Annotated in this window: 18 protein-coding genes; 8 read left to right on the plus strand and 10 right to left on the minus strand. The window is 68.1% G+C overall.

Annotation, left to right across the window (positions count from 1 at the left end):
* Positions 1-63: 63 nt before the first annotated feature.
* The gene (locus EV137_RS17940) at positions 64-1,128 is read left to right on the plus strand and encodes an adenosine deaminase (protein WP_133996942.1); all 1,065 of its coding nucleotides are present in this window, start codon (positions 64-66) and stop codon (positions 1,126-1,128) included.
* On the opposite strand, the gene EV137_RS17945 is transcribed toward EV137_RS17940, so the two are convergent.
* From EV137_RS17945 to EV137_RS17970, 6 genes are all read right to left on the minus strand, one after another.
* Positions 1,120-1,887, minus strand: coding sequence for an ABC transporter permease (locus EV137_RS17945; protein ID WP_133783570.1), 768 nt, complete (start codon positions 1,885-1,887; stop codon positions 1,120-1,122). The two genes, EV137_RS17940 and EV137_RS17945, sit on opposite strands and share 9 nt — an antisense overlap.
* The gene (locus tag EV137_RS17950) at positions 1,884-2,864 is read right to left on the minus strand and encodes an ATP-binding cassette domain-containing protein (protein ID WP_134130070.1); all 981 of its coding nucleotides are present in this window, start codon (positions 2,862-2,864) and stop codon (positions 1,884-1,886) included. The genes EV137_RS17945 and EV137_RS17950 overlap by 4 nt, the downstream gene beginning before the upstream one ends.
* A gap of 143 nt (positions 2,865-3,007) precedes the next feature.
* A complete protein-coding gene (locus EV137_RS17955) occupies positions 3,008-3,703 on the minus strand; it encodes a PadR family transcriptional regulator (protein WP_134130071.1) in 696 nt (231 codons plus the stop codon).
* Between the two features lie 57 nt (positions 3,704-3,760).
* Complete coding sequence (locus EV137_RS17960) at positions 3,761-4,831, minus strand: acyltransferase family protein (protein WP_166679924.1); 1,071 nt, start codon at positions 4,829-4,831, stop codon at positions 3,761-3,763.
* Positions 4,832-4,934: 103 nt separating this feature from the next.
* Entirely contained in the window at positions 4,935-5,351 is a 417-nt protein-coding gene (locus tag EV137_RS17965) for a GNAT family N-acetyltransferase (RefSeq protein ID WP_134130073.1), read from the minus strand.
* Positions 5,351-6,304 carry a GlxA family transcriptional regulator gene (locus EV137_RS17970; protein ID WP_133996961.1) on the minus strand — a complete coding sequence of 318 codons (954 nt, stop codon included), beginning with the start codon at positions 6,302-6,304 and terminating at the stop codon, positions 5,351-5,353. Before EV137_RS17970 ends, EV137_RS17965 begins: the two co-directional genes overlap by 1 nt.
* Before the next feature lie 82 nt (positions 6,305-6,386).
* Between EV137_RS17970 and EV137_RS17975 the strand changes: the two genes are divergently transcribed.
* Positions 6,387-6,650: a hypothetical protein gene (locus tag EV137_RS17975; RefSeq protein ID WP_133996964.1), complete on the plus strand. Its 264-nt coding sequence runs from the start codon at positions 6,387-6,389 to the stop codon at positions 6,648-6,650.
* Here EV137_RS17975 and EV137_RS17980 read toward each other — a convergent pair.
* Positions 6,638-7,813: a DUF418 domain-containing protein gene (locus EV137_RS17980; protein ID WP_134130074.1), complete on the minus strand. Its 1,176-nt coding sequence runs from the start codon at positions 7,811-7,813 to the stop codon at positions 6,638-6,640. The genes EV137_RS17975 and EV137_RS17980 overlap by 13 nt on opposite strands.
* 84 nt (positions 7,814-7,897) lie before the next feature.
* On the opposite strand from EV137_RS17980, the gene EV137_RS17985 reads away from it, so the two are divergent.
* Positions 7,898-8,719, plus strand: coding sequence for a class I SAM-dependent methyltransferase (locus tag EV137_RS17985; RefSeq protein WP_133996970.1), 822 nt, complete (start codon positions 7,898-7,900; stop codon positions 8,717-8,719).
* Here the strand turns inward: EV137_RS17985 and EV137_RS40615 are convergent.
* Positions 8,713-8,853, minus strand: a complete 141-nt coding sequence (locus EV137_RS40615) for a hypothetical protein (RefSeq protein WP_165546414.1) — start codon at positions 8,851-8,853, stop codon at positions 8,713-8,715. The genes EV137_RS17985 and EV137_RS40615 overlap by 7 nt on opposite strands.
* 102 nt (positions 8,854-8,955) lie before the next feature.
* On the opposite strand from EV137_RS40615, the gene EV137_RS17990 reads away from it, so the two are divergent.
* Together EV137_RS17990 and EV137_RS17995 are read left to right on the plus strand one after the other, a co-directional pair.
* The gene (locus EV137_RS17990; protein WP_133996973.1) at positions 8,956-9,813 is read left to right on the plus strand and encodes a DNA-formamidopyrimidine glycosylase family protein; all 858 of its coding nucleotides are present in this window, start codon (positions 8,956-8,958) and stop codon (positions 9,811-9,813) included.
* Between the two features lie 10 nt (positions 9,814-9,823).
* On the plus strand, positions 9,824-10,267 hold the full coding sequence (locus tag EV137_RS17995; protein ID WP_133996976.1) for a DUF2871 domain-containing protein: 444 nt from the start codon (positions 9,824-9,826) through the stop codon (positions 10,265-10,267).
* Here the strand turns inward: EV137_RS17995 and EV137_RS18000 are convergent.
* Positions 10,241-11,077 (minus strand): hypothetical protein, encoded by an 837-nt coding sequence (locus tag EV137_RS18000; RefSeq protein WP_134130075.1) that lies wholly within the window; start codon positions 11,075-11,077, stop codon positions 10,241-10,243. The two genes, EV137_RS17995 and EV137_RS18000, sit on opposite strands and share 27 nt — an antisense overlap.
* Positions 11,078-11,179: 102 nt before the next feature.
* Between EV137_RS18000 and EV137_RS18005 the strand changes: the two genes are divergently transcribed.
* The 3 genes from EV137_RS18005 (at position 11,180) to EV137_RS18015 (ending at position 15,908) form a co-directional block, all read left to right on the plus strand.
* On the plus strand, positions 11,180-11,503 hold the full coding sequence (locus EV137_RS18005) for a rhodanese-like domain-containing protein (RefSeq protein WP_133783548.1): 324 nt from the start codon (positions 11,180-11,182) through the stop codon (positions 11,501-11,503).
* A 135-nt stretch (positions 11,504-11,638) separates the two neighbouring features.
* Positions 11,639-14,986, plus strand: coding sequence for a phosphodiester glycosidase family protein (locus EV137_RS18010; protein ID WP_238175399.1), 3,348 nt, complete (start codon positions 11,639-11,641; stop codon positions 14,984-14,986).
* Positions 14,987-14,996: 10 nt separating this feature from the next.
* Positions 14,997-15,908 carry a S66 peptidase family protein gene (locus EV137_RS18015; protein WP_134130077.1) on the plus strand — a complete coding sequence of 304 codons (912 nt, stop codon included), beginning with the start codon at positions 14,997-14,999 and terminating at the stop codon, positions 15,906-15,908.
* Here EV137_RS18015 and EV137_RS18020 read toward each other — a convergent pair.
* Positions 15,880-17,658 carry a S9 family peptidase gene (locus EV137_RS18020; protein ID WP_238175400.1) on the minus strand — a complete coding sequence of 593 codons (1,779 nt, stop codon included), beginning with the start codon at positions 17,656-17,658 and terminating at the stop codon, positions 15,880-15,882. The two genes, EV137_RS18015 and EV137_RS18020, sit on opposite strands and share 29 nt — an antisense overlap.
* Positions 17,659-17,673 lie beyond the last annotated feature (15 nt).

Consider the following 17,673-nt stretch of genomic DNA (forward strand, 5'->3'; position numbering starts at 1 on the left):
TCCTCACGATGACACCCCCACCGCCCCAAGTCTTGAACGTTTGCCGGATGGCACTATGGCTGGATGATCAGTCCCGAGCAGCTCAACGCGGCGCCCAAGGTCCTTTTGCATGACCATCTGGATGGTGGGCTGCGGCCGGCGACGGTGGTTGAGTTGGCGGGGGAGATCGGGCATGTGCTGCCGCGGACGGATGCGGGGGAGCTCGGGGCCTGGTTCGTGGAGTCGGCGGACTCGGGGTCGTTGGAGCGGTACCTGGAGACGTTCGATCACACGGTTGCCGTGATGCAGACCGCCGAGGCGATCAAACGGGTGGCCAGTGAGTGCGTGCAGGACCTTGCGGCGGACGGGGTGGTCTACGCCGAGGTCCGCTACGCCCCCGAGCAGCACCTGACCAAGGGGCTCACGCTCGAGCAGGTCGTGGATGCGGTCCGGGAAGGGTTCGAGCACGGGATGGCGGTTGCCGAGCGGCCGATCGTGGCGCGGCAGTTGCTGACCGCGATGCGGCACAAGGCGCGCTCGATGGAGATCGCCGAGTTGGCGGTCGCGTACCGCGACGCGGGCGTGGTCGGGTTCGACATCGCCGGCGCGGAGGCGGGGTACCCGCCCACCCGGCACCTGGACGCCTTCGAGTACCTGCAGCGCGAGAACGCGCACTTCACCATCCACGCGGGCGAGGCGTTCGGGCTGCCGTCGATCTGGCAGGCGATCCAGTGGTGCGGGGCGGACCGGCTCGGTCACGGCGTACGGATCATCGACGACATCACATACGACGAGGCAGGTGAGAAGGCGGAGCTCGGGCGGCTCGCGGCGTACGTCCGGGACCGGCGGATCCCGCTGGAGATGTGCCCGAGCTCCAACCTGCAGACCGGCGCGGCCGACTCGATCGCGAACCACCCGATCGGCCTGCTCGCCAAGCTCCGATTCCGGGTCACCGTCAACACCGACAACAGGTTGATGAGCGGTACGTCGATGAGCCGCGAGCTCGCCCTGCTCGCCGAAGCGTTCGGCTACGGCCTCCCCGACCTGCGCTGGTTCGCGATCAACGCGATGAAGTCAGCCTTCATCCCCTTCGACGAACGCCTCGCCATCATCGACAACGTGATCAAGCCTTGGTACGCCTCAAACTGACCGTTGATATGTACGGAAGGCTCGGGTGGACAGCCAGCCGACTATCAGTGTGAAGGCCAGTAGATAGAGGCAGTGCCGCCACACCGACGACCAGTTCGGGTCGGCGGCGAGGGACTGGCGGGCGGCGATGGTGGCCCAGTCGACCGGGTTGAAGCGGGCCGCGACGTTCACCCAGTGCGGTGCGACCGTCGGGTCGATCATGATCGACGACATGAACGTCAGCGGCAGCGACACGAACTGCGAGATCCCGATCAACGCCTCCTGCTGACGCGTGAGCAGCGCGACCGCGTTCGAGAGCGACCCGAACGCCGTACCGACGAGCATCGACGCGACGATCGTGACCAGATACCCGACGATCCCGCCGTCGTACCGCGCGCCCGCGGCGATTCCGATCGCGAACACGAGGATCGTCTGGATCAACGTGGTCGTCGCGTTGCTGAGCAACTGTCCCGCCATCAGCCCGCCGCGGCTGACCGGTGACGCGAGCATCCGGTCCATCACGCCGCGCTCCATGTCCTGCACGAACGACGTACCGCTCCAGCCGCTCGTCATCAGAGCCGTCATCATCACGATCCCCGGCGTCAGGAAGGCGATGTACGACGAGTCGCCGAACCCAGGGAGCCGTACGACGCCTTGGAACAGCTGCCCGAACAACAGCAACCAGATCGCCGGCTGCACCAACGTGAACGCGATCAACGCCGGTTGCCGATACGACGCCCGCATCCACCGCCCGAAGACGAGACCCGTGTGCGCAATCATGCCGCCTCCTCCGCCACGCGGAACGAGCGACCGGTGTGCTGCAGATACACGTCATCCAGCGACGGCCGCGACACGGTGACCGCGACAACCGGAATCGCCTTGTCCTCAAGGGCTCCCAGCACAGCAGGTACGGCGGTTGCGCCGCGATCGACCCGTGCACGCAGCGTGTTGCCTTCGACAACGATCTCGCCGATGCCAGGCAGCTGCCCGAGCAACGCCCGGACCGTCCCGTCGGTGTCCGGATCGACGAGCTCGACATGTACGGAGTCGCCACGCAACGAGGCCTTCAATGCCTCGGGGGTGCCCTCGGCAACGATCCGGCCGTGGTCGACGATCGCGAGCTGCCCCGCCAGCCGATCGGCCTCTTCCAGGTAATGCGTGGTCAGCAGCACGGTCAGACCTTCTTGGCCGGACAGCCGGACTACCTCGTTCCACAGGTTGGCGCGGGCCTCGGGGTCGAGTCCCGTGGTGGGCTCGTCGAGGAACAGCACCTTCGGCCGATGGACCAGGCCGAGCGCGACGTCCAGCTTGCGCTGCATGCCGCCGGAGTACGTCTTCACCGGGCGACTGCCGTGCTCCCGCAGCCCGAAGCGCTCGAGCAGTTCACGAGCACGCTGCAAGGACTCCTGGTGGGACAGGCCGAAGATGCGCCCGCTCAGCACCAGGTTCTCGAGACCGGTCGCCATCGGGTCCGAGCTGGACTTCTGCGGTACATAGCCGATCGAGCGTCGTACCTGGTCCGGCGAACGATTCACGTCGTATCCGGCGACCACGGCGGTCCCGGAGTCGGCTCGGGAGAGTGTGGTGAGGATCTTGACGGTGGTGGACTTGCCCGCGCCGTTCGGTCCGAGCAGACCGAGTACGACGCCTTCTCCGACGCTGACGGTCAGGCCGTCGAGCGCACGAAGCGGTGGGTTCTTGCGGCCGGCCGGGTACGTCTTGACCAGCTCGACCGCTTCGACGGCATGCGTAGCCATCACATGACTCCCTAAGGGATCGGGAGTCGGTCCGAGCTGGCTATCCTGATGGTTGTGCCCTTGGGTGCCAGGTCTTCGGACCGACTCGAGGAACTGCGGCCTTCGACCCTGGTGTTGCCGCACCGTGGGTCGAGGGCCGTCTCTTATCGGGCTTCCGGCGGTATCGCCTGCATCCAGGCGAACTCCTGCCCGAAGTACTTGACGGGATCCTTCAGTTGCTCGACAGGACTGATGCCCTCCTCCAGATAGAGCTTCCAGGCCTGACGCCAGAACCTGGAGCCGCCCAGCGTGTCTGTGCGAATCTCCTCGACGAGCTGGTGAACGTACGCCGATTCCGCCTGGAGCAGCGCCAGCCGGAACTCCGACTCGACCCAGAAGATCCGCGGGAACTCCATCGAGGCCATGTGGTCGTGTGCCGCGGTGATCTCCGAGATCTCCGTGTCGACCGCCTTGAGCCGCTGCTCGAGCAACTCGACGGCGCGATCGGGCGGCAGACCGGGCAGGTAGGCAAGCCCGGCCTCCAGCGGGTGGAACTCCCGAGCCGGCGTACCGACGAGCTCTGCCAGCCAGTCGCGGAACTCAGCGGAGCCCGCCTCGGTGATCTGGTAGACCGTCCGCTCCGGCCGGTTGCCCTCCCGAACCGTCTCCAGCGCCTCGACGAACCCGTGCCTCTCGAGCGCCGCGACGACCGCGTAGAGCGAGCCGTAGTTCACCTTGATGCTCTGGTCCTTGCCACGGGCCCGGAGCATCGTCGAGATCTCGTACGGGTGCATCGGCCGCTCGCTCAAACTCCCGAGCACCGCGAACGCGAGCGGGTTCGCCACCTTGCGCCGCGCCATGCGCCCTCCTCGATCTCGATTACTCGAAATCGAGTATTAGTTTGTGAGTATCCGATGTCAAGTATTCAGCCAGGCGAACGCGCGGGCCCCGAGACCGCGGACGCGGAGGTGGGCGAAGGCGCGGTACGCCGGTTCCTCGACGTACTTCGTCAGCAGCCAGGCGAGCCCGCTCACGCCGATCACCGCGCCCGCGATCTGGGTGAGCCGGTCCGCGCCGAGCTCCATCAGGCGGTACGCGATCAGATAGCCGACCACCTGGTTGAGCAGGTACAGCCCGAACGAGATCCGCGCCAGGAACTGGATCGGTCGCCGGAAGCCGGTGAGCAGTGTCCAGTCCGGACCGCGTGCGGCCAGCGCGACGATCACCAGCAGCACCCCGATGCCCAGCGACGACGGCAGATCCGACGTGTGCGCGTGCTGCGCGAAGACGGTCGCCACGAGCAGGGCGGCGAGATGCACCACACCGATGCGCCGCTGGGCCCAGAGCCAGATCGCGATGCCGATCGCGAACAGTTGCAGGCGATGCAGTCCGAGACCGTTCCACGCCTGCTGCACCCAGAACGGGCTGTGGCCGATGCGGTCGTTCCACTGCAGCACGACCGGCGCGATGATCATGATCCAGAGCAGCGTGGTGATCCGCCGCCCGAGGCCGCGCGGCCAGAGCAGCGCCGCGGCGCCGAACGCCATCAGCTGCAACGGCAGCGTCCAGTACGAGCCGTCGATGAGCTGGACGCCCGGGTCGAACGAGGCGGCCAGCGTGAGGTTGCTCCAGAGATCACGCCGCGTCGGCAGCACCCAATTGCTGGGCCCGAACCGCACCACGACCAGGTAGGTGAACAGCACGGCGATCAAGTACGGCGGGAGCACGCGACACACCCGCCGCCACAACCAGCGGTACGTCGAGCCCTTCCGGACCGTCACGCAGACGAAGTACGCGCTGATCACCAGCAGGATGCTGGCACCGACCTGGAACGGGTACGGCCCGAGCGGTGCGCCGAGCTCAGGGTGCAGGAACGGGCCCATGTACGTCGTGTGCGTGAAAATCACTGCCAGTACCGCCAGGACCCGCACCACGTCCCAGCTCAGTCGGCGTGCGGTCCTGCCCGGGGGGCGGTCCGGCGTCGTCACAACCACTCCATCTACGTTCGCCTGTTACCCCCCTGTGACCTTAGCCAGAGCGTGGGGTGGCGATGCAAATCCGCCCGGTGATGCCTTGCTCACATCGGGCGGGTCAGAGCGGCTTGACCCAGCGCGACCACTCGGGCTGCGGCGCGTAGCCCGCGGTGGACCAGACGCGGTGCGCGGGGGCGTTGTCGTCGAGCACCATCGCGTCGGCGCGGGTTCCGCCGTACGTCAGGAAGCGGGCCTCGGCGCGGGCGACGAGTTCGCGGCCGATGCCCTGGCGGCGATGGGTCGGCGCGACGGCCAGGCGGTACAGGTGGCAGCGCCACCCGTCCCAGCCGACGATGATCGAGCCGACGACCACGTCACCGTCGACGGCAAGGATCAGCGCCTCCGGATCACGCTCGATCAGCCGCCGGACGGCGTCGGCCGAGTCCGGCGGGCGGTGCGAATCCTCGGCGGCGGTCGCCCAGAACCTCAGTACTGCGTCGATGTCGGTCGCGGCAGTGTTGCGGTAGGCAACCATCAGCCGGCGGTCCGGAAGGTGCGGCGGTAATCCTGTGGTGGCACGCCCACCACCCTACGGAAGTGGTGCCGGAGCAGCGCGGCCGTCCCAAATCCTGACTCGGTGGCGATCTGCTCGATGCCCATCCGGGTCTGTTCGAGCAGGGTGCGGGCCCGCAGGACGCGCTGGGTCGTGACCCATTTGAGTGGCGTCGTACCGGTCTCGGCGACGAAGCGCCGGGCGAAGGTGCGCTCGGACATCTGTGCGCGCCGGGCCAGCGCGGGCACCGTGTGGTCGACGGTCAGGTTGTCGACCATCCAGTCGAGGACCGGCTGCAGGCTCTGTCCGGACGACTCCGGCACCGGTACCTCGACATACTGCCGCTGGCCGCCGTCGCGCTGCGGCGGGACCACCATCCGGCGGGCGATCCGGGTCGCGACCGCGCTGCCGAGCTCACGCCGTACCAGGTGCAGGGCGGCGTCGATCCCGGCCGCGGTGCCGGCGCTGGTGATGATGTTGCCGTCGTCGACGAACAGCACGTCCGGGTCGAGCTTCGCGGCCGGGAACTGGTCATGGAACTTGTCGATGTAGCGCCAGTGCGTCGTGCAGGCCCGGCCTTCGAGCAGGCCGGCGGCACCGAGCACGAACGCTCCCGAGCAGACCGTGAGCAGGATCGCGCCACGCGCCTCGGCCCGCCGGAGCGCGTCCAGGATCCGCTCGTCGTACGCGTGCCGCCAGGTGGTGGCCGGGATGCCGATCAGGTCGGCGTCCTCGAGCTCCTCCAGCCCGTACGGCGCGACCACCTGGGAGTGGCTGCTGGTCTCCATCGGCACGCCCGGCGTGGTCGAGCACACCTTGAAGTCGAAGGGCGGCACACCGTCGTCGGTGCGGTCGATTCCGAAGACCTCGGCCAGTACGCCGAACTCGAACAGGGCAACGTCCTCCATCAGGACGACGGCGATCTTCTGCAGCATCTCGCCAGTATGGCAGTAATTTGTCGGACTATGTCAATAGTGCCACTGGTGGCAGGATCTGATAGATAGAATCATTACTGCCATGACCGGATACATCGTTCTCGTAGTCACCGTGCTGGCCGTGATCGCGGCTCTGGAGATCAGCAACAGGCGCAACTCGACCGGTCCGGCTGCCGGACCGCGGGGCACCTGGATCGCCGACGACCGTGACGTGGCCCGGACCAAGCTCGACCTGCTCGCCCTCGGCGCAGCGGCCAAGCCCTTCAACCACAAGCCTGCTTCCACCACCGGGACAGTGCACAGCATCCGCACGGCCCGCCTGCACCACGGCCGTCACGCGGCCTGAGTGAGTTTTCGCCAGCTGGGGGCGGTCCCATTGGTGACCGCCCGCAGCAGGCCTTCGACCGGGCCGTAGCGGAAGCTGCTGAGCCAGACGTGGCTCAGCAGCGCTTGCAGGACGAAGATGCCGACCGCGAGGCCCACTGTCTCCAGTGGAGACACCTGACCCGACAGTCCGAAGCCGACACCGGTGAAGATCAGCATGGTCGCCACCGACTGCCCCAGGTAGTTCGACAAGGCCATCTGGCCGGCCGGTGCTAGTAGTTGGCGGATCTCCTCCCCGCGGTCGGAGTGCATGATTCGCAGCAGTGAAGCGACGTACGCCGCAGTCAGGAACGGTGCTGTCATCACACTCATCAGCACTGCCCTGGTGTCGCCGTTACCGCCCGACGCGTAGACGAGCCCGCCGGTGATACCGATCGCGAACCCGACCAGCTGGATCAGCCGCAGCAGCGCATCGGCCCCGTGCGTGTTCTGCAGCAGGCGCCGTCGACCGGCCACCATGCCGACGAGGAACGCGGCCAGTGTGGTCGGGCCCTGCACCGTCAGCAGCGACAGGCCGTACGTCGGGAGCGCGCGGACGTGCTCGCCGATGACGGCGCTGAACGAGCCCGCCAGGTTCGCAGTCGTCTCCTGTGCGGCTGCTACTGCCGTGCTGGGGTCGGTGAACTGCGTGGTGTCGACGAAGAGCGCGGCGAGCGCGAGGGTGATGAAGAGGTACGCGTAGATGCCTCCTGCGACCAGGAGCGCCGTACGGTCCTTCACTCGGCGCATGGCGAGCAGGACCAGGCCGATGATCGCGTAGACGCTCAGGATGTCGCCCGTGATCAGGAAGACGCCGTGCAGTGCCCCGAGCACGAACAGACCGCCGAGCCGCCGCAGCATCCGTGGTCTGAACGCTGCACCGGCTCGCTGCGCCGCCTGCATCTGCAACTGGAAGCTGTACCCGAACAGGAACGAGAACAGCAGGTAGAACTTCATGTCCACGAACACCGACGACAGCCAGTGCACCGAGTGGTCGAGCCAGGAGTCGTACGCCGGATTCTGCGCCAGGTGGATCGGGAACCCGGAGGCGGCGAAGGTGATGTTCACGACCAAGATGCCCAGGAGGGCGAAACCACGCAGCGCGTCGATGTCCTGAATCCGCGTTCGATCGAGTACCTGGCTCATGTACTCCAGCACATCAGGGCAACCCTGAGTGCACAGTCAGGCTGAATCCTCCTCGACGGTGGAGGTAGCTCTACCCTCGAGCATGTGAGCGACTATCGCGACGTCAACCGGGCCAACTGGGACGAGCGGGTGCCGGCGCACGTGGCGTCGCCCAGCTACCACGTCGACGACTTCCTGTCCGACCCGTCGTACCTCAGTGCGGTGGTTCGGTTCGACCGGCCGCGGCTCGGTGACGTCAGTGGGCTGCGCGGCGTACACCTGCAGTGCCACATCGGCACCGACACCGTGTCGCTCGCGCGGCTCGGTGCGCGGATGAGTGCGCTGGACTTCTCGGAGCCGGCCATCGAGCACGGCCGGTCGCTGGCAGCGCGGCTCGGGTTGTCGGTCGACTTCCACGTGGCAGATGCCTACGACGCGGTGCCGGTGCTGGGCGCGTCGGCGTACGACTTCGTCTACACCGGGATCGGCGCGCTGTGCTGGCTGCCGGACATCGAGCGCTGGGCCCAGGTCGTGGCCGGCCTGCTGAAGCCGGGCGGCCGACTGTTCGTCCGCGAGGGCCACCCGATGCTGGGCACCCTGGAGCCTGGTGAGCGGTACGCCGACGTGCGATACCCGTACTTCGAGACCGCAGCGCCGAGCGTCGTCGACGAAGGTGGGACCTACGTCGAGACCGACGCCGAGTTCAGCAGTACCGAGACACACGAGTGGAACCACGGGCTCGGCGAGACCATCACCGCCGTACAGACGGCCGGTCTGGTGTTCGACTCACTCACCGAGCACGACAGCGCACCGTGGAACGCCCTCCCCGGCCTGATGACCGAGGACGCCGAAGGTGAGTGGCGCCTGACGGAGAACCCGCACCGCCTGGCCGCCACCTACACCCTTCAGGCCCACAAGCCTCAGTGAGCCCGGCGCTGCTGCACCTTCTGCACTGCCTGCTTGATCTTCTGCTGGTTCTCCGGCTTGCTCAACTCGCGCTGCGCGACCTGAACCAACTTGGCCACGACAGCACCCTTGAGCATCGTCTTCACAAACCCCATCAGGGCCTCCCAACTCTGTTGCCACCGAAACTACCGGTACCCACAACCCATCCCCATGGGTGATCCACCGGAACTGTCCCTGGCATCAGGCACACTAGGAGGGTGCCTGAGTTGCCGGAGGTTGAGTCGCTGGCCGTGTTTTTGCGGGAGCGGGCGGTTGGGCATGCCTTTGTGCGGGCCGACATCACGGCGATCAGTGCGCTGAAGACCTACGACCCGCCGATCTCGGCGATGGTCGGGTTGCTGATCGACGACGTGCAGCGGCACGGCAAGTTCCTGGACATCTCCGCGCAGGGCGTGCACCTGGTGATCCACCTGGCCCGGGCGGGCTGGCTGCGGTGGAAGGACGAGCAGTCGACCGGCCTGGTGCGCCCGGGCAAGGGTCCGATCGCGCTCCGGACGGTCCTGGACGACGGCTCCGGGTTCGACCTGACCGAGGCCGGGACCCAGAAGAAACTCGCGGTGTACGTCGTCCGCGACGTCTCCGAGGTCCCGGGGATCGCGCGCCTCGGCCCGGACCCGTTCACGCTGTCGCTCGAGGACTTCGGCGAGATCCTGAAAGGCCAGGGTCGCGTCCAGCTCAAGGGCGTCCTGCGGAACCAGTCCGTGATCGCCGGCATCGGCAACGCGTACTCCGACGAGATCCTGCACGTCGCGAAGATGAGCCCGTTCAAACCGGCGTCGAACCTGTCCGACGACGAGCTCGAGACGTTGTACGACGCGATGCGCGAAACCCTCAAGGACGCGGTCGACCGCTCCGCCGGCCTCGCCGTACAGGACCTGAAGTCGGAGAAGAAGTCCGGTCTGCGGGTGCACGGCCGCAAGGGCCAGAAGTGCCCGGTCTGCGGCGACATCGTCCGCGAGGTGAGCTTCGCCGACTCCTCCCTGCAGTACTGCGCGACCTGTCAGACCGGCGGCAAACCGCTGGCCGACCGGAGGTTGTCGAAGCTGCTCAAGTAGGTTCCCGCCCATGCGGAAGATCTACGTGGCAGCACACGTCTACATGATTCTCGGACTGATCAGCGGGCTGTTCTACCGCGAGTTCACCAAGCTGAACGACTTCACCGGCGACTCGCAGCTCAGCGTCGTCCACACGCACATCCTTGCGTTGGGCATGCTGTTCTTCCTGATCGTGCTCGCGCTCGAGAAACTCTTCACCCTGACCGCGGGCAAGCTCTTCACCGCGTTCTTCTGGGTCTACAACGCGGGCCTCGCGCTCACCGTCGGGCTGATGATCGTCCGCGGCTCGATGACCGTGCTCGGCCACGAGCCCGGCGCCGCCCTCGACGGCATCTCCGGCCTGGGCCACATCACCATCACCCTCGGCCTGATCTTCTTCTTCGTCAACCTCGGCAAGTGCCTGCCCGCCAAGGAGGAGGCGTCCCTCTCAGAGGTCCACGACGTACGGCGATGACGCCGAGCGCCGGCCCGCGTCCAGGCGCACTCGCAGTTCGCGTGCACCGGCCGGGCCGGCGATCCGTGTCGCCCATCCGATCGACCGGCCCGGGTCGAGACCGTCGAACGTCCACGCCTGCTTGCTCGCGGACCAGTCCGCCGGGAGGGGGAGCTCGACTTCGCCACGTGCCGGGGTCCGGCCGAAGTTCGTCACGACCACGGTGAGTTCGTCGCGGCCGGGGTGGATCGAGGCCAGCACTGTGCCGACCGGTGCGACGAGCACCCGCCGTACGCCGGCCGGCACAGGCAGCGGAAGGACGCGGAGTTCGGGCATCGGGAACGGGCCGATCGTGGTCCGGGTCAGGTCGTGACCGGTCACGCTGTACCTGCGACCGGCCAACCGGATCTGGTGCCGGGTGTCGGCATCGATCAGGCCGAAGAACCGTACGGCGACATCGGTGGCGCGGCGGGCGACGAGGTGGGCCGGCGTACCGGTCGGAGTCAGGTCCCAGACGCCGTCCGCGTTGGCGGTGACGGTGTCGGGCGGGACGATCCGCAGCTTGCCCTGCAGCGCGACGCGGACCACCGGTGGCTCACCCGCCTCCGGCAGCCGGACGACCAGGTCGTCACCGTCGCGGCGCCAGGTGAGCGCCTTCCCGGTGTGGTCCTCGACGACGTGCCGTGGCGTGGTCGCGAGGCCGGGCAGACGTACCTCGTGGTCCGGTGGCCGGCAGGCGATGCGGAGCAGGAGCAGCTCGCGACTCCGCAGGATCGCCTCGCCCCAGGGTTGCGGCTCGAACTCCCCCGGGATCCCCTGAATCAGTGCCACCGCAGCCTCCTTCGAGCCACGGTCCGAAATCCGCCGTCCGCTGTCAACGCCTTATCCGGACTCCGGGCAACCGCCTCCCCCCGGGTCTGACATGCTTGGGGCATGTTCCGGAACCAGGAGATTCCTTCGGTCGTGGTGGCCGAGCTCGACGACGACCTGCTGGCGGAGGCGTTCGTGCTCGACGTGCGGGAGCCGGACGAGTGGGACCGCGGTCACATCGAGGGCGCCACGCACATCCCGCTCGGCGAGCTCCAGGAGCGCGTGGGCGAGGTGCCGCTGGACCAGAAGGTGCTCTGCGTGTGCGCGGTCGGCGGCCGTTCCGGCATGGCCACCCAGTTCCTGAACCAGCTCGGCCGCGAGGCGATCAACCTCGACGGCGGCATGCACGCCTGGCAGACCTCCGGCCGCCCGGTCAGCACGAACTGAGAAGAAAACCTTCCACACGGTGATCGCAGGGGTTACTTTGTCACCGGTCGGTTGATCGGCGTACACCTGCGGCTCATGAGGCGGTAGCGCGCGCGGCGTCGGATGACCGCGTCCGTCCACCGTGGGGAGGCTCCTGTGTCGCTCATCCGTCCCTTGACCACAGCGATCGGCGTAGGTGGCCTGTTGGCCGGCGTCCTGGTCAGTCCAGCTGCAGCCGAAACGACTGCAGGCATCCCGGACGCCGCGATCGCCGAAACCGGCGTACTGACGTCCCGTGACGACAGTCCGGTCGCGCCAGGCGTGAACTACACCTCGTTCGAGCGTCTGGACGCGAAGGGCTGGCAGCGCGGGGACATCCTCGACACCGACCTGGACAAACACGGTGTGACCGTCGACCTGGTCAACACCGGCAAGGTCTCCGGCGGTCAGCCGCTCAGTCAGCAACTGGCCCGCAAGGGCGCGATCGCCGGCGTCAACGGCGACTTCTTCGACATCAACGACACGACAGCGCCACTGGGTGTCGGGGTCGAATCCGGCAAGTTGCTGAACGCGCCCGACGCCGGCCACAACGACACCGCGGTGATCGGCAAGGACGGCCTCGGCAAGATCGCCGAGCTCTTTCTGCAAGGTACGGCGACCGATCTCAGCCGACCCGACGACGCCACCAAGCTCGAGCTGACCAACCTCAACTCGCCGACCGTCAACGCCGGCGGCATCGGCCTCTACACCCCGGAGTGGGGCGATGCGGCCCGGACCCGGACCGTGGACGGCCTGCCGACCGTGCGCGAGGTGATCCTTCGCGACGGTGTGGTCGTCTCCTCGGCCACCACTCCGGCCACTACCCCGTTGGCAGCCAACGAGCAGGCGCTGATCGGCCGCGAGGCCGGCGCCGACGCGCTCACCGCGTTCGAGGTGGGCGACAAGGTCGGCGTCGAATACGGCCTGCGCCCGGACGCGGGTGAGGTGGCTGCCGCCGTCAGCGGCAACTACCAGCTCGCGAAGGACGGCAAGGTTCCGGACACGGTGCCCGACGCCGACCTCGCGCCGCGCACCGCGATCGGGTTCGACGCCGACGGCAGCCGGATGATCCTGCTCACCGTCGATGGCCGCGCGACCGGTTCGCGGGGTCTGTCGCTGAAGGAAATGGGCCAGCTGATGATCAGCCTCGGGGCTGACGACGCGCTCAACCTGGACGGCGGCGGCTCCTCCACGATGCTCGCGCGGACCCCGGGCAAGGCCGCGCCGGAGGTCGTGAACGACCCGTCCGACGGCGGCGAGCGGCTGATCCCGAACGGACTCGGCCTGGTCCCGGTCAAGGGCTCCGGCCAGCTCAAAGGCTTCCGTGTCGAGGCCGTCGGCACGTCCGAGGAGAGCCCCGACACTGACCTCTCCCGCAGCTCCCGCGTCCTCACCGGACTCAGTCGAGTCCTCACCGCCACGGGCCACGACGAGACCTACGCTCCCGCGACCGGTACGCCGTTCTGGTACGCCGGCAGCAACGTCCGCGTCGACCAGAACGGTGTGGTCACCGGCCGCCGCGCCGGTGACGCGATCGTCACCGCGACCCGTGGCGCGGCGAACGGAAGGTTCCCGATGACAGTCCTCGGTACGCCGACCCGCCTGGCGCCCTCGACCCGGCAGGTCTCGCTCGCCGACGCCGCCGCCAAGGGCTTCTTCGAGGTCGACGGGTACGACGCCGACGGGTTCTCGACCTGGATCGAGCCGCGCGACGTCAAGCTCAGCTACGACCCGGCACTGGTGAAGATCGTTGCGAAGGGCAATGGTTTCGAGGTCAACGCGGTGAGCGGCGAGGCCGTCTCGGCCGTCGTGACCGCGACCGTCGGCACACTGAGCACGCAGCTCAGCGTCACGGCCGGCCTGACCAGCACGGTGGTCGACGAGCTCGACGACGTCACCAAGTGGGCAGCGAACGCCGTACCGGCCGGGAAGGCGACGGCATCCCTGTCCGCTGCGGAAGGGCATGACGGCGGGCAGGCGATCGCGCTCGACTACTCGCTGACGGGCAGCACTGCCACGCGCGCGGCGTACCTCTCGCAGACTCCGCAGCAGACGCTGCCGGGACAGCCGCAGAAGCTCGGCGCCTGGGTGTACGGCGACGGCAAGGGCGCCTGGCTGCGTGCCAACGCGTACGACGCCGCCGGTGGTACGGCGCAGACCCTCAACCTGGCTCCCACCGTCGACTGGACCGGGTGGAAGTACGTCGAGGCGGACATCCCGCCCGGGCTGGCGATGCCGCTGCGCTTCTGGCGGATCTACGTTGTCGAGACCTCGCCGACTCGGCAGTACGCGGGCCGGATCGTGGTCGACGATCTGACTGTCCGCAGCGCGCCGCCGGTGACGATGGACCCGCCGGCGAAGTTGATCGACCCGATGGTCGTGACCGACGGGACCGTGACCACGAGCGGTCGCTGGCGCTTCGCGGTGATGTCCGACGCGCAGTTCACCTCCGACGACCCGAACTCGGACTACGTGAAGCAGGCCCGCCGGACGATCCGCGAGGCGCTCGCCCAGAAGCCCGAGTTCCTGGTGATCAACGGCGACTTCGTGGACCGTGCGTTCGGCCCGGACATCGCGCTGGCCAAGCAGATCATCGACGAGGAGGTGGCCGGCAAGGTGCCGGTGCACTACGTGCCGGGCAACCACGAGACCTACGGTCCGGGCGACCTGTCCGAGTGGAAGAAGATCTTCGGCAACGCGACCAGCACGTTCGACCACTTGGGCACCCGGTTCGTACTGCGGGACTCGTCGCTCGGATCGCTGCGGGCCGGAGGATTCGACCAGATCCTCGATCTCCGCAAGCAGCTCGACGACGCGGCGACGAACAAGACGATCCGGAACGTCGTCGTGATGGCGCACCACCCGATCGACGACCCGTCGCCGACCCAGAACTCGCAGCTCGGTGACCGCAAGGAAGCCGCGATGATCGTGAAGTGGCTGGCCGATTTCCGCGCCTCGACCGGCAAGGGCGCGGCGTACATGGCGGCGCACGCGGGCACGTTCGCCGCGACCCGGACCGACGGCGTACTGCTCCCGCTGACCGGCAACTCCGGCAAGAGCCCCGCGGCGGCACCGGACGCCGGCGGCTTCACAGGCTGGGCACTGGTCGGAATCGCGACGACACCCAGCTCGTCGGCGCACCCATGGTTCCAGGTCGAGCTGCGACCACACGTCGATTCCCTCGAGCTGACCGCGCCGACATCCCTGCGTCGCGGTGAGACCGGCACGGCCGCAGCGACCGTCGTACAGGAGAGCCGTCGGGTACCGGTCGCGTTCCCGGTGTCGGCTGACTGGTGGGGCTCGTCCACCCTGCACATCGGTCCCGCGAAGACGGCCCCGTTCTGGGCAGTCGCCTCCTATGACCCGTCCACCGGCGTGTTGACCGCACTACACCCTGGCACGGCCCAGCTGGGTGTAACGGTGAACGGGGTCTCCAAGAGCTCGACGCTGCAGGTCGGTTGGTAGCGTCGGCGGCGTGACTGACGTGGTGGTGCCGCAGCGGCTGCGGAGCGGGGACCGGGTTGCTGTAGTGGCGCCGTCGGGGCGGGTGGACGCTTCGCGGCTCGACGCCGGAGTGGTCCACCTCAGGTCCTGGGGCCTCGAGGTGGACGTGATGCCGTCGGTGCTGGCCGGGCACGACCGGTTCAAGTACCTGGCGGCCGACGACAAGGCCCGTGCAGAAGACCTGCGGAACGCCTGGCTGGACCCGCGGTACGCCGCGGTGTTCTGCGCACGTGGTGGGTACGGCGTGCAGCGGATGCTCGAGTACGTCGACGTCGACGAGCTGGTCGCCGTACCGAAGTGGTTCGTCGGGTTCAGTGACATCACCGCGCTTCACGAGCCGCTGAACGCACGTGGTCTCGTGACGCTGCACGGGCCGATGGCTGCTGCTGTGGAGCAGCTGGACACAGATGCAGGGCGTGAACGGCTGCGGGCGCTCCTGTTCGAGCCAGAGACGGTCACAGACCTGCTCGCACCAGCTGGGGCACGCACTGTGATGAACGGCGTCGCCGAGGGTCTGCTGCGCGGAGGCAACCTGGCGTTGCTGGCGGCAAGCATCGGTACGCCGACCTACGCGCCGCCGGTGGGTGTCGTCGTACTCGAAGAGGTCAACGCGGAGGCATACCAAGCCGATCGGCTGCTTACTCAGCTGCTGCGTGCCGGGTGGTTCGAGCAGGTGACCGGTCTGGTCATCGGTAACTTCAGCAAGGGCGGCGAGGGACTCGACGACACCATCCGTGAGCGGCTCGAGCCACTCGGCGTACCGACGGTGGAGGATGCGGCGATCGGACATGAGGCGCTGAACCTCGCCGTACCGCTGGGACTGCCGGTACGGCTCGACGCGACCGCCGGGTCCCTTATCCCAAGTGGTCTCGTAGGAAACTGAACGCCTGCGGGTACGCGTCCAGGCGGTTCGTGAGCTTGGCCAGACCGTGGCCCTCGTCCGGGTAGACCAGCAGCTGGCACGGCACGCCGCGCTTCGTCAGAGCGTCCGTGATCTGCTCTGCCTCCGACAACGGGACCCGTGGGTCGTTGGCACCGTGGATGACGAACAGCGGCGCCCGGATGTCGTCGACCCGGCTGAGCGGACTCGCCGACTCCAGGAACTCCCGGTCCGTCGCCAGGTACCCGTACTCGCGCTCCCGCATCGCCCGGCGGTAGTCCGACGTGTTCTCCAGGAACGTCACCAGCGAAGCGATTCCGACGATGTCCACGCCGGCCGCCCACAGGTCCGGCTGGAACGCGACACCGGCCAGCACCATGTACCCGCCGTACGAACCGCCCCAGAGCGCTGCACGCTGCGGGTCGCCGTCGATCGTCGGCAGCCACGCGTTGATCGCGGCCAGGTCCTTCACCGAGTCCAGCCGCAGCTCACGGTCGTCCAGCGAGTACCAGCGCTTGCCGTAGCCGGCCGAACCGCGGACGTTCGGTACGACGACTGTGTGGCCCTCACCGGCCAGCGCCGAGATGATCGGGCTCCAGATCCGCATCGCGGCGCCTTCTGGACCGCCGTGCACATGGACCACGGTGGACCCCAGGCTCGGATCGGTCGGCCGGAACACGAACACCGGCACCTGCTCTCCGTCGAACGACGGAACGCGCATGCTCTCCGGGTGCTGCAGCTCAGCCGGAACCTCCACCGGGCGTAGCGCAGTCAATTCACCGCCCGGCACGAACCGGTACACGGTCGGCGGGACCGCCGGGGAGTTGTAGGTGATCGCCGCGAACGAGCCGTCCGGCGACCAGATCGGGTCCGGGGTGGCGTACTGCAGCCCCGCGCAGCCACCGGCGGGCAGGCCGACCGGAGCGATCGCCGACCCGTCCTCCAGCCGATGCAGCGCCAGGGCGACCTCGCCGTCCTCCAGTACGCCGATCAACAGGTGCTCGCCGTCCGGTGAGGGCCACCCGGCGAGGTCGCGGTCGTCGTCTGCCAGCAGTTCGCTCCACGCTGCGGTGCTGACGTCGTACCGGCGGATCGCCATCCGGTCGCGGTCGGCGTTGCTCGACACCAGGAACGCGGACGAGTCGGGCAGCCAGGCGACCGGCCCTTGGTCGTTGTGCGCGTCCTCCGCGGTGAGCTCGGTGACGGTGCGGCTCGATGTCTCGAGCAGGAGCAGTTGCCTCGAGTTCGCCGGGCTGCTCGCCTTCGAGAGGACGACCCACTTGTCGTCCGGCGACGGGTCGACGCCCATCACCCAACCGCCGCCGTCGTACAGGACGGTCTCGCGGCCGGTGGCCAGGTCATGGGTGACCAGGTCGAAGTCCACGCCGTTGCGGCGGTTCGTCGTGTAGAGAACACTGCCGGCCCGAGCTGCGACGAGGTGGTGGATGTATTCGGCGTCGTGGACCAGTGGGGTCAGTGTGGGCAGACCGGGTTCGTCGAGGTCGAGCAGCGACAGCTGACCGCGCTCGTCGCCGCCTGTGTCGTGCTCGACGACCACGCGGCTGCTACCCGGAACGAACCGGGCGCCGCGGCACGTGTCGTCGAGATCGGTGAGTGCACGCCAGGTGCCGTCCGGGTCGACCTCGTTGACCTGACGGGTGCCGGTGTCGTCGTACAGGACCAGCATGCGGCCGTCGTCGTCGACGTCCAGGGCCATGGTGGTGGGCAGAGAGAAGAGCGTCGTCAGCAGCACGCCTTCATCCTCACA

The organism is Kribbella pratensis (genome assembly GCF_004366075.1).
Taxonomy (GTDB): domain Bacteria; phylum Actinomycetota; class Actinomycetes; order Propionibacteriales; family Kribbellaceae; genus Kribbella; species Kribbella pratensis.

Excerpts from the sequence above, each read along its gene's own strand:
- EV137_RS40615 (WP_165546414.1), bottom strand. The coding sequence starts at position 8,853 with ATGGGGTTTGTGAAGACGATGCTCAAGGGTGCTGTCGTGGCCAAGTTG.
- EV137_RS17965 (WP_134130073.1), bottom strand. The coding sequence starts at position 5,351 with ATGGTTGCCTACCGCAACACTGCCGCGACCGACATCGACGCAGTACTG.
- EV137_RS17950 (WP_134130070.1), bottom strand. The coding sequence starts at position 2,864 with ATGGCTACGCATGCCGTCGAAGCGGTCGAGCTGGTCAAGACGTACCCG.
- EV137_RS17995 (WP_133996976.1), top strand. The coding sequence starts at position 9,824 with ATGCGGAAGATCTACGTGGCAGCACACGTCTACATGATTCTCGGACTG.
- EV137_RS17940 (WP_133996942.1), top strand. The coding sequence starts at position 64 with ATGATCAGTCCCGAGCAGCTCAACGCGGCGCCCAAGGTCCTTTTGCAT.
- EV137_RS17980 (WP_134130074.1), bottom strand. The coding sequence starts at position 7,813 with ATGAGCCAGGTACTCGATCGAACGCGGATTCAGGACATCGACGCGCTG.
- EV137_RS17955 (WP_134130071.1), bottom strand. The coding sequence starts at position 3,703 with ATGGCGCGGCGCAAGGTGGCGAACCCGCTCGCGTTCGCGGTGCTCGGG.
- EV137_RS17975 (WP_133996964.1), top strand. The coding sequence starts at position 6,387 with ATGACCGGATACATCGTTCTCGTAGTCACCGTGCTGGCCGTGATCGCG.
- EV137_RS17945 (WP_133783570.1), bottom strand. The coding sequence starts at position 1,887 with ATGATTGCGCACACGGGTCTCGTCTTCGGGCGGTGGATGCGGGCGTCG.
- EV137_RS18005 (WP_133783548.1), top strand. The coding sequence starts at position 11,180 with ATGTTCCGGAACCAGGAGATTCCTTCGGTCGTGGTGGCCGAGCTCGAC.
- EV137_RS17970 (WP_133996961.1), bottom strand. The coding sequence starts at position 6,304 with ATGCTGCAGAAGATCGCCGTCGTCCTGATGGAGGACGTTGCCCTGTTC.